This window comes from Pseudomonas sp. YuFO8 (assembly GCF_035065025.1).
GTDB classification, from domain to species: domain Bacteria; phylum Pseudomonadota; class Gammaproteobacteria; order Pseudomonadales; family Pseudomonadaceae; genus Aquipseudomonas; species Aquipseudomonas putida_AE.
The window spans coordinates 130,300-147,007 of record NZ_JAXDEQ010000015.1; the positions used below are offsets into that span (position 1 = coordinate 130,300).

At 60.1% G+C, this 16,708-nt stretch carries 9 protein-coding genes; 8 read left to right on the plus strand and 1 reads right to left on the minus strand.

What is annotated here, in order from left to right; all coding sequences use genetic code 11:
- Positions 1–80 precede the first annotated feature (80 nt).
- Positions 81–1,238, minus strand: coding sequence for an aminotransferase-like domain-containing protein (locus tag SOP95_RS15835; RefSeq protein ID WP_323607536.1), 1,158 nt, complete (start codon positions 1,236–1,238; stop codon positions 81–83).
- 82 nt (positions 1,239–1,320) lie between these two features.
- Here SOP95_RS15835 and SOP95_RS15840 point away from each other — a divergent pair, with 82 nt between their 5' ends.
- The 8 genes from SOP95_RS15840 (at position 1,321) to SOP95_RS15875 (ending at position 16,707) form a co-directional block, all read left to right on the plus strand.
- Positions 1,321–1,767, plus strand: a complete 447-nt coding sequence (locus tag SOP95_RS15840) for a MarR family winged helix-turn-helix transcriptional regulator (RefSeq protein WP_323607537.1) — start codon at positions 1,321–1,323, stop codon at positions 1,765–1,767.
- Between the two features lie 298 nt (positions 1,768–2,065).
- Complete coding sequence (locus SOP95_RS15845) at positions 2,066–3,415, plus strand: NCS2 family permease (RefSeq protein ID WP_095196825.1); 1,350 nt, start codon at positions 2,066–2,068, stop codon at positions 3,413–3,415.
- 71 nt (positions 3,416–3,486) lie between these two features.
- Positions 3,487–4,116: a LysE family translocator gene (locus SOP95_RS15850; protein WP_323607538.1), complete on the plus strand. Its 630-nt coding sequence runs from the start codon at positions 3,487–3,489 to the stop codon at positions 4,114–4,116.
- Between the two features lie 64 nt (positions 4,117–4,180).
- On the plus strand, positions 4,181–5,173 hold the full coding sequence (locus SOP95_RS15855) for an AraC family transcriptional regulator (RefSeq protein ID WP_323607539.1): 993 nt from the start codon (positions 4,181–4,183) through the stop codon (positions 5,171–5,173).
- 165 nt (positions 5,174–5,338) lie between these two features.
- Entirely contained in the window at positions 5,339–6,364 is a 1,026-nt protein-coding gene (locus tag SOP95_RS15860) for a histone deacetylase family protein (protein ID WP_274077662.1), read from the plus strand.
- The gene (locus SOP95_RS15865; RefSeq protein WP_323607540.1) at positions 6,361–7,461 is read left to right on the plus strand and encodes a polyamine ABC transporter substrate-binding protein; all 1,101 of its coding nucleotides are present in this window, start codon (positions 6,361–6,363) and stop codon (positions 7,459–7,461) included. The genes SOP95_RS15860 and SOP95_RS15865 overlap by 4 nt, the downstream gene beginning before the upstream one ends.
- A gap of 139 nt (positions 7,462–7,600) precedes the next feature.
- On the plus strand, positions 7,601–12,178 hold the full coding sequence (locus tag SOP95_RS15870) for a dermonecrotic toxin domain-containing protein (RefSeq protein ID WP_323607541.1): 4,578 nt from the start codon (positions 7,601–7,603) through the stop codon (positions 12,176–12,178).
- A complete protein-coding gene (locus SOP95_RS15875) occupies positions 12,175–16,707 on the plus strand; it encodes a dermonecrotic toxin domain-containing protein (protein WP_323607542.1) in 4,533 nt (1,510 codons plus the stop codon). The genes SOP95_RS15870 and SOP95_RS15875 overlap by 4 nt, the downstream gene beginning before the upstream one ends.
- Position 16,708 lies beyond the last annotated feature (1 nt).

Here is a 16,708-nt window from a genome sequence, read left to right on the forward strand (position 1 = left end):
AGCCAGCCTGCTGGCGATGAGACCGGCACAAACACCGCAAAATCCAGACAAAAAACCGGCCATTGAGCCGGTTTTTTTCTTCAGGCCGCCTGAGCCTGCCGCACCACCGCCGCCAATCGCTTTATCCCCTCCTCCAGCCGCACCGGATCAATGTGGCTGAAGTTGAGCCGCAGATGCCCGTGATGATTGTCCGGCTCAGGGAAGAACGGCTCACCCGGCATGAACGCCACGTCATTGGCCAGCGCCGCATTGAGCAACGTCCGGGTGTCCAGCGGTTGCTTGAGCGTCAGCCAGAAAAACAGCCCGCCCTGAGGAACGTTCCAATCCGCCAGATCGGCAAAATGCCTTTGCAGCGCCACCTGGAATGCGTCGCGGCGCACCCGGTAAAATCCCCGCAATTCACTCAGGTGCTGCTGATAGGGCTCGCTGCCGAGCCATTGCAGCGCCTGCCACTGGCCGACCCGATTGGTGTGCAGGTCCGCCGATTGCTTGAGCTTCAACAGGTGCGGGAACAGGTCTGGACTGGCGATCAGATAGCCGACACGCAGGCCCGGCAGCAAGGTTTTCGACACGGTGCCGGTGTAGATCCAACTGGCTTTCTTCAGGCGACCGGCAATCGGTTGGGCGCTGCCGCCATCGAAGGTCAACTCACGGTAAGGCTCGTCTTCGATCAGGGTCACGCCAAACTCATCCAGCAAAGCCGCGACCGCCTCGCGCTTGGCTTCGCTGTAACGCACCGCCGATGGATTCTGGAACGTCGGGATCAGGTAGATGAACGCCGGGCGATGTGTTTCCAGGCGCGCGCGCAGTTGCGCCAGGTCCGGGCCAGCGGCTTGCAGCGGCACGGTGAGGCAATGGGCTCCGAACAGCTGGAAGATCTGCAGCGCCGCCAGGTAGGTCGGTGCTTCGAGCAGAATCTCGGTGCCTTTGTCGATATACAGCTTGGCGGCCAGGTCGAGGGCTTGCTGGGAGCCACTGACCACCAAGACCTGATTCGCCTCGCATGGCACACCCAACGCGCGCGCCTGTGCCGCCAGGGCTTCGCGCAAGGCCGGTTCGCCTTCACTCATGCCGTATTGGCCCATGGACACCGGCATCTGGTCCCAGTCGACTTTCGGCAGCATGGCTTCGGCCGGCAAGCCGCCGGCGAACGACATCACCTGCGGACGCTGGGCGGCCGCGAGGATTTCACGGATCAAGGAACTTTTAAGGCGCGAGACACGTTCGGAAAAAGCCATGGGAGTCACCGGTAGCAAGGCCAAGGGAAAATAAGTCAAACTTGTTGACTGAAATTACGACAGCCCGAGCGGATACGTCAACATGATTGACCTTAAAAACCCGATTTCCCAACAGCAGGCCATGGAAGCGTTTTTCTTCGGTTACCAGGCCTTTACCGCCAAGGCCGATGAAATGCTCGAGCGGCGCGGCTTGAGTCGGGTGCATCAACGCATCGTGTTTTTCATTGCCCGTTACCCGAACCTGAGCGTCAAGGAGTTGCTGGCGTTGCTGGGCGTGAGCAAGCAGGCGTTGAACATGCCGTTGCGCCAACTCCTGGAAATGCATTTGGTGGACAGCGTGGCATCCGAGACGGACAAGCGTAAGCGGCTGCTGGAATTGACCGCCGAGGGTGCGCGGTTTGAGCAGGCGCTGCGGCGTGAGCAGGTGAAATTGCTTGAGCGGGTGTTTGCCGAGGCCGGGGAGTCGGCGGTGAATGGGTGGTTGGCGGTGAATCTGGCGCTTGGGAAAAGTCAGGCTGTTGTTGATTGACTGTTCTGCCCCTATCGCCAGCAGGCTGGCTCCCACAGTGATCTGTGGTGTACACAAAATCTGTGGGAGCCAGCCTGCTGGCGATGAGGCCCACGAAGGCGATATATCCCTATTGCCAAACTTTTCGTCGACAAAACCAAAAACATTATTTGCTTTATTTGTATACAAAAGCATAATCCACTTCGTGCGAGTTCCTGACCTATCGGTCAACAAATTCGCAAGTGCCTCAAAGGGCCGCTGCCACCCTCATGGGTCCGGCCCTGGAAATAACAATAAAACTCTTGAGGAGTACCTCGCTGTGGAAAGCCGCAAATCCGAAGCATCGACGCTGGATCTCTCGCCGCCTCTACGCAATGGCTGGCTGGAGCGCATCTTTAAACTCAGCTTGCATGGCACCACGGTGAAGACCGAGCTGATTGCCGGTCTGACAACCTTCATCACCATGGCCTACATCATCTTCGTCAACCCCAACATCATGGCCGACGCCGGGATCGACCATGGCGCGGCGTTCGTCGCCACCTGCATTGCCGCCGCCCTGGGCTGCCTGTTGATGGGCCTTTACGCCAACTGGCCGGTCGGCCTGGCGCCGGGCATGGGCTTGAACGCTTTCTTCACCTACACCGTGGTCGGCACCATGGGCTACAACTGGGAAACCGCGTTGGGGGCGGTGTTCGTCTCCGGTGTGCTGTTCATGATCCTGACCTTCTCGCGGATCCGCGAATGGCTGCTCAACAGCATCCCCGTCAGCCTGCGCTTCGCCATGGGCGCAGGCGTTGGCCTGTTCCTCGGGCTGATCGGCTTGAAAACCGCGGGCATCGTCGTCGATAGCCCGGCGACCTTGATCAAGCTCGGTTCCCTGCGCGAGCCTGGCCCGCTGCTCGCCGCCGTGTGCTTCCTGATGATCGCCATCCTCAGCTATCACAAGGTTTTCGGCGCGATCCTCATCAGCATCATCACCGTGACCCTGGCCGGTTGGGGCCTGGGCCTGGTGCACTACGAGGGCATCATGTCAGCCCCGCCGAGCCTGGCCCCGACCTGGATGGCCATGAACGTCGCCGGCGTGTTCAACGTCAGCATGATCAGCGTGGTGCTGGCCTTCCTCTTCGTGCACATGTTCGACACCGCCGGCACCTTGATGGGGGTGGCCCAGCGCGCCAACCTGGTGAACGCTGACGGCAAGATCGAAAACCTCTCGCGCGCCATGAAAGCCGACAGTGCCTCCAGTGTGTTTGGTGCGGTAGTGGGCGTTCCACCGGTCACCAGCTACGTGGAAAGTGCTGCTGGCGTCGCGGCAGGTGGTCGGACTGGTCTTACCGCTGTGACCGTAGGTGTGCTATTTATTGCAGCCATGTTCTTCGCTCCGCTGGCCGGGATGATCCCCGCCTACGCAACCGCCGGTGCGCTGATCTATGTGGCCATGCTGATGATGGGCGGCATGGCCCACATCGAATGGGACGAGGCGACCGACAGCATTCCGGCGATCGTCACGGCAATCATGATGCCCCTGACCTTCTCGGTCGCCGACGGCATCGCGCTGGGCTTCATCACCTACGTGGCGCTGAAGGCCGGCACTGGCAAGTACAAGGAAATTTCCGTCAGTTTGTGGGTGCTCTGCGCAATCTTCATTGCCAAGTTCATCTTCCTGTAAACCTCGGCGGGACGCGCTAGAAACCAGCCTCACCCCGTCGGGTGAGGCTTTTGTGCAAATGGAGGAAAGTGATGAGTCTGGAAACCTGGCTGCTGTTCAGCGGCGCTGCGCTGGTGGTGATCCTGATCCCGGGGCCACTGTCTTTGCTGATGATCAGCAACAGTCTGAATTACGGCCTGGTCCGTTCCTACCCGGCGTTTCTCGGCGGCGTGATTGCCTCGATCTGCCTGTTGAGTGCTTCGGCACTGGGCCTGGGCGCCCTGCTGCTGGCATCGGAACAGTTGTTCAGCGCATTGAAAATCGTCGGCGCGTTGTACCTGTTCTACCTCGCCTGGCAGAGCTGGCAGCAATCGCGCCAACCGTCCCACGGCGCCGAAGTGCCTCAGGCGACAGCGATTCCACGCTTTCGCGCATTGTTCGGGCGAGCCTTCATGCTGGGCGCCAGCAATCCGAAGGACATCCTGTTCTTCGCCGCATTCCTGCCGCAGTTCCTCAGCGCCGAGCAACCCTTCCTGCCGCAACTGCTGGTGATGATCGCTACCTGGACCGTACTCGACCTGCTGTGCAAGCTGGCCTACGGCCTCGGTGCCCATGGCGCGGCGCGGTATTTGCGTAGCGGCAAGGGCCAGAGCTGGTTCAACCGGGTCAGTGCCGGACTGTTCGGCGGTGCCGGTGCAGCTTCGTTGTTGAGTAGCCATTAAGGCTCACTGACTCAAACCGGCACACAAGTTGCTCGGTTCCAGCACTCCCACGCTGGAACCGAGCATGCTCCACTCCCATCTGACCACCCTCAACGCCGTCTCCCTGGTGCTCAACGCCTTCAAGGCCGAAGGCCTGTCCAGCGAAGCCTTGTTGGCCGGCAGCGGCATCAGCGCCGCGGACCTGAGCCGGGCGGACACCCGTATTACCACCAACCAGGAAATGCAGGTCTGCGCCAACGCCGTCGCGCTCAAGCGTGATATCGGCCTGGAACTGGGCCAACGGATGCACGTTTCGTCCTACGGCATACTGGGCTATGCCCTGCTCACCAGTGCCACCTTCGGTGACGCGTTACGCCTGGCGATGCGTTATCCGGCGCTGTTGGGAACACTTTTCGAGCTGAGCCTGGAAGAGGACGACGAACGCGTCTGGTTCGTCGCCGCCGATTACCGGGAGAATCCGGCGCTGGCGGTGTTCAACGCCGAGTTCTGCCTGGTGTCGCTGAAAGTCATTTGCGACGACCTGCTCGGGCATGTCCTGCCGCTGCTCGCCGCGCGCTTCGAACATGCCGCGCCCGACTATGAGGCGAGCTACGCCGAACACTTCGACTGCCCGCTGCACTTCGGGGCACGCAACAATGCCTTTGCCTTCGACAAGCGCTGGCTCGATCAACCCCTGCCGCTGGCGGATGTCATCACCCACCAGGCCATGGCCGAACGCTGCCGCAAGCAGAACACCGAGTTCACCGGACGCCAGGCATGGTTGGGGCGGATTCGCCAGTTGCTCAGCGCGCAGCTGAATCCCGCGCCTGGGCTTGAAGGCTTGGCCGAGCAGATGAATTGTTCAGCGCGCACCTTGCGTCGGCATCTCAAGGATCTGGGGTGCAGTTATCAGGAATTGCTGGATGAGTTGAGATTCGAGCAGGCCAAGCAGATGTTGTGTGAGGACCAGATGCCGATCTATCGGATTGCCGAAGCGTTGGGTTTCAGCGAGACCGCGAGTTTCCGCCATGCGTTTGTGCGCTGGAGTGGGGTCGCGCCCAGTCAGTTTCGGCCTTGAAGATCAAAAGATCGCAGCCTTCGGCAGCTCCTACAGGTACAAGGGGCGAATTTCGGTCAATCATTTTGGCCATATTGATCCCCTTTTGGCCTTTCCTGCCGTTCTCCGAAACGCTCGACGCCGCAAGACTGTATGCAACCGAAACAGCCTGCGGAGAACAACAAAATGCTGACGATCTACTCGGACGATCACCACCTGCACCACGGCCGCTGTGAATTGATCGACGGGCAACTCAAGCCCTGCTTCGAGATGCCTTCGCGTGCCGACCACGTGTTGCAACGGGTGCAAAAGCAGAACCTGGGCCCCGTCGAGGCACCCGGGGATTTCGGCCTCGGCCCGATAGAACGTATCCACAGCCGCGATTATCTCGATTTTTTCAAAGGCGCCTGGGCGCGCTGGACCGAGTTCAACACCGACGGTGACCTGCTGCCCTACACCTGGCCGGCCCGCACCTTGCGCAGCATCAAGCCCACCAGCCTGCACGGTCAGCTCGGCTACTACAGTTTCGACGGCGGCGCGCCGATCACCGCCGGCACCTGGCAAGCGGCCTACAGCGCGGCGCAAGTCGCACTCACCGCACAGGCAGAGATCCAGCGCGGCGCCCGCGGTGCGTTCGCCCTGTGCCGTCCACCGGGGCACCACGCCGCCAGCGACTTGATGGGCGGTTATTGCTACCTCAACAACGCCGCCATCGCCGCCCAGGCCTTCCTCGACCAGGGCCACAAGAAAGTCGCGATCCTCGACGTCGACTACCACCACGGCAACGGCACCCAGTCGATTTTCTATGAGCGCAGCGACGTGCTGTTCACCTCGATCCACGGCCATCCGGAAGCCGAGTTCCCGTTCTTCCTCGGCTATGAAGACGAGCGCGGCGAAGGCGCCGGGGAAGGCTTCAACTTCAACTATCCCCTGCCCGCCGGCAGTGGCTGGGATGCCTGGAGCGCTGCACTGGAGCAAGCCTGCAACGAGATCGAAAGCTATGGCGCCGACATCGTCGTCGTATCCCTGGGCGTGGATACGTTCAAGGACGACCCGATCTCGCAATTCAAGCTCGACAGCCCTGATTATCTGGCGATGGGCAAGCGCATCGCCGCCCTCGGCAAACCGACGCTGTTTGTCATGGAAGGCGGTTACGCGGTGGAAGAAATCGGCATCAACGCGGTGAACGTGCTGGAAGGTTTTGAACAATGAACAAGATCAAGCAGGTCATTGCTCCGGCCCTGTGCGCGGCGCTGCTCAGTACTGGCGCTCACGCCGAAGAACGAACGCTGCGCGTCTACAACTGGTTCGACTACATCACCCCCAAGGCCCTGGAGGATTTCAAGGCGCAGAACCCCCAGGTCAAACTGGTCTATGACATCTTCGACACCAACGAGGCGCTGGAAGCCAAGCTGCTGACCGGCAACTCCGGCTACGACGTGGTGGTGCCGTCCAACGTGTTCCTGGCCAAGCAGATCGAAGCCGGCGTGTTCCAGCCGCTGGATCGCAGCAAGTTGCCGAACTGGAACCACCTCGATCCCAAGCTGATGAAGCTGATCGAGGCCAACGACCCGGGCAACAAGTTCGCCGTGCCCTACATGTACGGCACCATCCTGATCGGCTTCAACCCCGACAAGGTCAAGGCCGCACTGGGGGCCGACGCACCGGTGGACAGCTGGGACCTGATCTTCAAGGAAGAAAACATCAGCAAGCTCAAGCAGTGCGGCGTCGCCCTGCTCGACTCACCCTCGGAGATCCTGCCCCTGGCCCTGCAACACCTGGGCCTGGACCCCAACAGCAAGAAGCCCGCGGACTACGACAAGGCTGAAGCGCTGCTGATGAAGATCCGTCCGTACGTCACCTACTTCCACTCCTCCAAGTACATGGCCGACATCGCCAACGGCGACATCTGCGTCGCGGTCGGTTACTCCGGCAGCTTCTCCCAGGCCGCCAACCGCGCCAAGGAAGCCAAGAACGGTGTGGTCGTCGACATGCGCCTGCCCAAGGAAGGCGCGCCGATCTGGTTCGACATGCTCGCCATCCCCAAAGGCGCGAAGAACCCGGAGGACGCCTACACCTTCATCAACTACCTGCTGCAACCCCAGGTGATCGCGCCGGTCAGCGACTTCGTGGGTTATCCCAACCCGAACAAGGACGCCACGGAACTGGTGGACCCGGCGATCCGCAACAACCCCAACCTGTACCCGACCGAAGCGGCGATGGGCACGCTCTACACCCTGCAACCCTTGCCACGGGATGCCGAACGCGCACGCACCCGGGCCTGGACCAAGATCAAATCCGGAACCTAGTTGAAACAGAAGACCCGCGGTGACGCGGGTCTTTTTTGTCAGCGATACATATCTACCACCCTGAGCCACCGCCAGCCCTCTACCTTGCCCGAAAACCGCGTTGCCCCCCGCAGCGCCCCACCGGACACAGGAAACGGCCATGCCCGACTCGCCCGCCATAAACCCCGACGACGTACTGACCCAACTGGTGGCAGGTCCTTCGATCAGGGAAGTCGCTGCAAAATCACTACGTACCGCCCTCGACATCCACTACCCCAATCTGCACATCGACCCGAATGTGACGATGGTGGTGACACCTGCCTGGATCATGACCGACGCTCAAGTCGTTCCGGGTACCAGCCACTTTGAATTCCTGACCGAGGTGCTGGTAAGACTGAGCCTGTCAGGCAAATCGGTGACCTATCTCGACGGTGAACATTTCCTGACACGGCAACCGGGAGTCGAGCCGTTAACTCATCTACCGGTCAAGATCAACGCCGTCGGATGCCTGCTCAACACATTGGCCAAGTTATTGTTCGTTGCCTATCAGGAGCAACAACTCGATTACTGGAACCGGCCCATCGCGGACTCGACGCCGCGCTGGCATCAGTTGCGCGACGCGCTACACAAGCTCTGGAACGTCGACAAGGTGACGGACTGGGACGAGGACCTGCGAGAAATGGCCCTGTCCCTTTTCCAGTACCCGGACAAGCACGAACGAGCAGCTCACGACCGCTACCAGACCAAGGCCTGCCTGATCGATATCGATAGCCTCGATACCGCCACGAGCAAACACTCGTGGGTCCTGGAAATGGCGGTGCTGGTGGGCACACTGGAGGATCGCACCCTTGTCGTGACCCATTCGATCGCCGAAGGCTTCAAGCGCTACGATTCGCTGGCGTTATTGGGCGAAATGCTGTCCGGGCGCATGGTCACGTCCAGACATGACCGCACGTTGCAATGGCGCCTCTACGAGCCCGCAGGGATGTTTTTCGAGCATCAGGCCTGGGCGCTGATTGCCCTTGAGATCGACGCCATCGGCGCCTTTGGTAATGCCACCTGGGCCCCAACCCTTGATCCGCAGGTGGCCGCATCAGCGAACAATTTCTCGCAACTTCACCCACCCTCGACGTCGCGCTACAGCCAGATCCAGCACCTGTTGCCGGACTGGCTGGCAAACGCGTCGCCCACCGATCTGACCCGCTACAGCCGACACTTGATGGACCTGGCGCTGCTGCGTGAACAGCACCACGGCCAGACCTTTGATGAAGGCATTGCCGCGCTGCCTGATTTTGCCCTGCAGGCGTTGACCGATCAGATGATCAAGGACCAGAAGATCAAGGATCAGGCAGCCGCGACCTCACTGAAACTGGCGGACATCGAAGTCAGCATTACCAGCCTGGTTGTGCTCGGCGCGGTCATCGTGCCCGGCCAGACACAGACCCTGAAAATGTCGCTCGCCGACTTTGCATTGCAAAACCTCACCGGCCTGCCGCTGGGCGACAAAACCGTGCAATACAACGACGGTGAGGCCGCGCCTGCGTGGCTGACGCCGGCCTACCTGGAAGAACTGGTCAGCACCGTCAACATCGGCAAAACCTACCCAGAGCTGATCAAGAACAAGTTGCTGGTCGATCCCGGGGAAAGCCTGCGTCGACAACGCCTCTATACCAGCCAACTGCACCTGCAACTGCCGCTGTTGGCGCTGCAACTGAAGATCCGTGGCGGGGCCAGCGGCATCGACGAACAGGGCTATCGGTACGTGGTCGCCGCCTTGCAGGAAAAGGCTGCCGATCGCTACGTCGACGGGCAGGAAATTGCCATTCGTCCGTTGGCGTTCATTCCAGGGGGACGCAGCGACAACAAGGCCGACGAAGTTGCCAACATGTTCCTGATCGGGCCGAAACTGGCCGACAAGGGGCCATGCCTGCTGTACCGACCGCTGCTCGATCATCCGCTGACGCAATATTCCAGCGAGGCGAATCTGCTGTACGCGATCAAACACGACAAGGCGCTACGCCAGTCGGTTTTGGCCTGGCTGCCGCAAGACCTGTACTTCAACTATTCCCAGTATGTCTTCCCAGGAGAGCTGCCCTCGGTCTGGACGCTCTCGCAGTGGTTGGTCGACCCCACCTCGACATTGGGCATGATGGGGGCTGTCACCTTCAGTCCTGCGCCACTCCCTGAGCCGCCGCTGCAAGCGGTGTTCAACGCCAACGCCAATGCACTGGTCACCCTGGCGGACAGGCAATCGGTGTCCAATGGAGAACGGCGTTGGGCGACGTTTGAACAGGGCGCATGGATGCTGTTCAATGTTGCCCTGCCCTTCCTCGGTCGCACCGCCGGGACGGCCGCCTGGATCTGGCAAATCATGGATGACCTGCATGAAGCCAATGAAGCCCGCGAAGTCGGCGACAGTGATCAACAATGGGCCGCGCTGACCGATCTGTTCCTGTCACTGGGCATGGTGCTTGCCCATCACGCGGCAAGTCGCGACAAACCTGCGCCGCAGACCGTCGAGAAGGTTTCGATACCGGCTTCCAGACCCCTGCCACCGGCAAAAATCACCCTGAATCAAGCGGCCGATGTCGCCGCCGAGCAGTTGCCTGCCAACCATGAAACGTCGGTCTACACCCAAGGCTTGTTGCCAAGCGTGCCGCTGGGGGTCTTGCTGGACAGCCTGGCGATTGGCAAGCCTGCGGCATTGAAAGACACACCTGCCGTGTCCGGTCCTCATCGCTTCCTGATCCCGCTCGAGCAGAAATGGTATGCCCGAATCAATCAGCGCTGGTTTGAAGTGATGCTCAATGACAACGGTGATGTGCAGATCATCGATTCAAGGCAAACCCCGGCCAGGACGGGGCCCCTGTTGATTCACTCGGAAAAGGGCGAATGGTTCGTCGACACACGCCTGCGGCTGCGCGGCGGCGGTAGGGCCCGAAGGGAAATCGAACGCAAGAACCAACAGCTCAAGGAAGATTTGAGGAAACAACTGACCACGTTCGATGCCCGCAAGCTTGAACTGCAAAATGAACTCGAGGCCGCGGAAAAGGCCGCCACCGATGCAAATCGCCAGCCCCTGCTCGACCTGCTGGACTCACAGCTGTCGGCCTACGGCGCCTACATCGACCAAGTGAAGAATTTCAACGCCATTGAGCCCATCGTCAATTATCGCCCGGTTACGGTCAGTTGCCTGGACTATCAGCTGTTACTGACGGAGAAATGGTTCACCCGGCAAAACCTGGCGTTCGGAGAAAGCATGCGCAGGTCCCTTGCCTTGCTGGACAATGAGACCCTCGAAGGCACCCAGACTCCCCGCCAGGTCCATCAGCTCACCAGCGACATGACCCAAGGCTACATTGAGAAGATCGAGTTCGCCCACGCCCGCATCGAGGATCTGATGCGCCTGGGCAAAGAGGCGGCGCAAGCCGCCCGCCAATGCAAGACACAACTGCCGAAGTTCGACCTGCAGGATCTGAAGCTGTTCCAGATCAGCCTGGCGCAGGAGTTATGCCTCGACGACAGCGCCACGGTCGACACCGCGCCAGCCAGCCAGGCCATGCAGCGACTCGTCGAAGATGCCGGCCTTACCATCCAGTCGTCCATCGACCTGGCGGCCCAGGACCATGAGCTTGGCCTGGAGGAACGCATCGACGGCTTCAATGATCTGGTGGAGCAATACGCAACCCTGGACCAACGAATCGTCGATCTGCCCGACGAGTATTCGGGGCAATTGCTACAGCCCCCGCTGGAGCGGATGCGCCAGCAAATCGAAGAATTCAAAAAGCGCAGCGAGAGACACCTGGCGAGCCTGCTCAATGAGCGCAGGATGCTCGAACCGACGCCCGGCCCCTCACGCCCGGCGCCTGCGCCCAGGCGCGTGATCAAGACCCGATACAAGGGAACGGTCGTCGGCAAGCTGCGCGAGCGTACCAGCGCTGATGGCACCGAGCTGCTCGATGTGACCTCGACACTGAGCGGCAAGGTCGTGACCTTTCACGAGAAAACGCCCGGTGTCTGGCTCGAACATGTGTCGAGCTCACGCGCGCCTGAGGCCACCGGTCCGGTTGATCTGAAGACCAGTACCCAGACGGGACAAGCCTTACTCGACGAGCTGGACGAATTTACCCGCAGAACCGAGGCCCACGCCAAACGGCCGGGGCGTATCCCCGTGGAAATAGAGGACCTTTTCCAACAAAGGGCCCGCCGGATGGAGGACGCCGCGACCGCCATCGAAAAGGCCCTGACCAAGCTGAACATTACTGACGGCGGTCCGGGCTCCGCTGTGAGCATGGCCAAACAGCTTAATGAGGGCGCGGTCAGCCTTGATCAAAAGGGTCTCCAGACTCGAATCAGCATGACCAAGCAACAACCTCCCACCGCCGCTCGCGTCGAATGGCTGCACAGCCAAGGGTTGGTCGTCATCGTCAAGACTGCGGGGCGCAAGCGGCTCAAAGGGCACCGCAAGGACTATCTCGAGGAGTATGAAATTCGTGACGCCAGCTCCGCCAAAGTGCTTTGGTACGCCCACTTTCACTACCCGACGCCCTCCGCCGCTGCCGACGCCTACAGTGCGGCGCACTTGAAAACCGAAGCGCAACGCACACTGGGCGGCGCGTTTGATCTGCGCACGGTCAGCAACAACGAGTTGATCGCGATCTACCGCAGCGAGATCAGTCCACAACTGGCTCGATCATTGTTCTTGCCGAAAGCGAAAACCGGGGGCACGACATCATGACCAGTACCCCGACACCGATCGCCCCAAAAGACTCGACACCCCTTCTCGAAAAAAGTGATCTGGTCAGCCAGACCAGCCACAGTCCGTTGCCGAGTGAAGTCGCTTCGGACCTGCTGCGCGACAAATTGGCAACGCGCTACCCGGCACTGAACATCGACCCTGACAAAACCCTCGTCGCCACCCCGCAATGGCGGGTGGTGGACGATCACGTCGAGATGGAGTCGGTCGAATTCCTTTCGCTCACCCACACACTTGTCCTGCAGAGCCTGTATGGCACAACCGCCAACTATCTCGAAGGCGAACATTTCCTGACCCTGGAATCCGACGCCAACGACCCGGTTCATCTCGCCGTCAGCATTGAAGACATTGCCCAGGTACTCAACGACTCGGTGCCACAGTTGTTCGTCGAACTGCAGAAGCGCCAGCTCGATTACTGGAACCAGACAGGCCAGAAAATCCCTCGCTGGCAGGAGTTGTCCGATTCACTGCGCAAGGCATTGAGAGTGCAAACGGTAAAAGGCTGGGACGTCGACGAGTGCACGATGGCGCGCGAAGTGTTCGAAGCCCCGGACAAAGCCACACGAAAGAATTCGAGCAGCGGCCTATCGGCCATTCAGGCGTGCCTGATCGATATCGACATCGTTAAAAACACGGTTGCCAGCCACCTCGTGATCGGCGGGGCCCTGGTGCTCAAGGCCACCTGCCGCGAACGCGAGTTGCTGGTGATGTACACGATCGAGCGCGGTTATGAGTCGTTCAGCTCAATGGAACAATTGGGCAATTCGCTGCCCGCCCGCCTTGAGGAATCGCTCGAAGGGCGCACCTTGACATGGCGGCTTTTCGAGCCTGACGGCAACGTTTTTGACCATATGGCCTGGGCCCTGGTCTCGTCACAGCTTGATGCCATCGCCATCATTGGTTCCCTTGAAAATCCGGTCGAAGATGATACCGAACTCGAAAGCGGGCTCGACGAAACCGAACACGCGCGGCTCATGCAACTGCACGCGGCGATTCCCGACTGGCTGCGCAACGCATCGCCCAAGGACATTCAAGACTACAGCCGCTACATCACCGCACTGGGCAAGCTCTATCGACAGCCTGAGCACAAGGCAGCCAGAAACGAAATACCTTCCATCATCGACTTTGCCCAGCGCCTGATGGCTGAAGCGATCATCGCCGATACCCGCGCAGTCGATGCCGCGACGCTGCCGCTCAATGAACTGCGAATCAACATCACCAACAGCTTTACCTCTGGCAACTTCACACTGCCCAACCCCCTCGACCACCGCACCGAGACGCTCGCCGAGTTTGCCATGGAAAACCAGGCGCCCTACATGGCAACCGTATCGTTCCTGCACGGTCAGTCGGTTCCGCCATGGCTCACACCAGCGTTCCTCACCACCCTGGCTGCACAAGTCAATATCGGCGAGGCGTACCCGGCGCTGATCAAACGCAAGCTGATCGACGAGCCCGTGGAATCCCGACGCCAGGAAAACTTCTACTGCGACCAGTTGCGCTTGCTGTTGCCGCTGCTGGCGCTCGAAGGCAAGGTCAAACAGGAGGCGGGCATTGATGAGCTCGGCTACCGATTCATCTGCGAGTTGCTCGACAGCGATACCGAAAAGGCCCATTCCATCGCCATCTACCCGCTCAAGCTGACGCCGCAACATCGCCTGATCAGTAGCAGTGACAGCGTTGAGAACATGTTCCTCATCAGCCCTCGAAATGCAGAAAGCGGGCCTTGCCTGCTGTATCGCCCGATGCAGGACCTGCCCCTGTTGCAGTTTCCTTCCAGGCAAAACCTGCTGTATGCATTGCATCAACCCGGCGAGCTGAGGGACTCCGTGCTGGCATGGCTGCCGGACAACACCCTCAGTTATGAGTATGACCAATATGTACTCCCCACCGGCCTGCCATCGCCGTGGATCGTGGCCGAACAGTTGGTCAACCCGTTCAAGCAGGCGCAAGGGTTCGGGCAAGTAACGTCCGCGAATGACGAAATAACCGGGAATGTCCTGTCGGCACTGTTCAAAAGCAACGCCCGGGCCTTGGTCGACCTGGCTGACCGCCAGTCACAATCGAATGCCGAACGCCGCTGGACCCTGCTCAAGGAAAGCAGCTGGGCATTGTTCGCCGTCACCTCGAACTTTCTCACCGGCGCTGTCGGGACGGCCGTATGGGTATGGCAGACCATCAACGAAATCCAGCAGGCCATCGACGCCAGTAATCGAGGCGACTCGTTCATTGAATGGACTTCGCTGTCGGACCTGCTGCTGATCACCGGCATTGTCCTCAGCCATCATGCCGCGATGCGTCGCAATACTCTATCAGGCAAGCCTCGACTGGCGCGGCCGTCGTTAGAGAAACCAACACTGCCTGGGGGCGAGCCTGTCACCGTCCAGTTCGACCCGGCCCCACTGGTCGCAGAACTTGCACCCGGGCACCGCTCCTCGCTTGAGGTGGCCGGCTCGGTGCCACGTCGTACACCGGCGGCGCTGGGTACTTACCTGGACACGTTCAAGGTCGCAGCCATTGATATCACCGACAGGAACGTGACAAAGGTCAACGAAAAACCTCCTCACCTCTATCAACACAATGACAGGAACTTTGCCCAGGTCGGCGAGCGCTGGTTCCAGGTCATGGTAAGCGGCGAGGACCCTCCTCACATCGTTGACCCTGACGAGCCAAATCGCAGCGGTCCGCTGCTCACGCATAATGCCAAGGGTGAGTGGTTCATCGACCTGCGCTTGCGCCTGCGTGGTGGCGGCGGCAATGCCTTCAGCAAACCCCTGGTCGCTGCCAATGAGATGCGCTTCAAGGAACTGGAAGAGTCCCTGACCTCATTCAGCGATCAACAGAAAGTGCTGGAAGATGAGCTTTCCACATTGCAAACCGAGATGCAGAAGTCCACCCAGGAGCATTTCGAGAGCCTGAGCAAGGCGTATGCGCAAAAACTGGAAGTCACCATTACGGCGTATCGGCAGGCGCTGGAAAAACTCCGCGAATGGCGCACCCTCGGCGGTAGCAAAAACTACGTCCATGAATTGCTGCGTATCAGCACCTCGCTGCAGAAGAACCTGTCGTTGTGGTTCGTCATCAAGAGAACCGAATATGCCCAGGCGACAAGGATGATGACCGACACCGGCCAGACAGAACCGATGCCCCTGAAAACCTATGTGGCCAACATTCAAGTGGCGACTGACCTGAGCCAGGAAATGGTCGAAAAACTCGAGCTTTCGCACTCGACGATCGAGGGTCTGCGCGCGGCAGGAAGGTCCGGCATCGAGAGAGCGAACGAAATAAAAAAGCTCGCGCCATCGTTCAACGTGCTGGATCTGAAAACCAACGAGATTGGCATGGCCCAGGAACTGTGTCTTGAAGACAAGGCCAGCCCCCTGATGCCCCAGGCACGGGATGCCGTGGGTAAAATCATCGTGAGTGCCGCCAAGGCCGCCATTCAAGTGGCTGACATGGCAGCGGCTGGCGACAACCTGCGCCCTCTGCAGTCTCGCATTGAAGCGCTGGACAGCCTGATTGAAACCTTCGCCGATGCCGACCAGCGCCTACAGGAGTTGCCGGACGCCTACCCCGACCTGCTCAAGCCAGCCCGACTTCTGCACCTGCGTGGACTGATCGGCGAGTTCGCGCAATTGGCCCAAAACCGACTCCAGGCGTTGCTGCCGCAGCCCCCAAAGCCGCTACAAAAAGCCACGACGAGCAGTCGCCAGGCGTCTTACCATCAACCGGCAAAAGTCCGAAAAACCCGGCCGAAGGCCCCGGCCAAGAGCGAACCCGGCACTACCGCGCAGGCTCCCCTCACGCCCATCGCGCCCATGATCCGCCAACAACCGGCTTCGACACTCAGCGACGAGGAGCTCATCGCCGCCGCCATGGACCTGAACCTGGATACGTCCAGATTCATCGAGCGCACCGCCAAGGACGCGTTGCGCCCAAGGCGTATACCCGCTGACATACAGGATCTGTTCGATCAACAGGCGCTCAAACTGGAGCAAGGCGCCGACAGCGTAGATCAGGCCGTGCTGCGGAGTAAAAAACGGGACGGCGAACCGCTGCCGGTCGCGACCCTGAGCCTCGAGATGCGTGCAGCCGCGCGTCAAATGCGTGAAGAAGGCATCAGCGTTCGAGCGAAGTTATACAAGCTGCGCAAACCGACTCAAACGGCTTTCAAATGGATGCACGAACACCAGCAGGTCGACGTCGCCGCCGACCCACGAGGGCGAATCCAGACCACAGGGATGGGCGACTTCTTTCAGGAGTACCGGATACTCGACAAGGCCAACGGCAAGGCGATCTGGGTGGCGCATTTTCATTATGAAAGCTTGACCAGCCCCGCCGACCAGCCAACGGCAGCCCACCTGAAAATCGCCGATGACTATCTCAAAACCCTCTCCCCCGACCAGCAAACGGCATTGAACGCCTTCGAGCCCATCGATGGCGTCCTGCGCAAGCTCGTCGACCCCGAGCTGCGCAAGCTCTTCTGGGACATGGAACCGAAGGCCAAAACCTGAC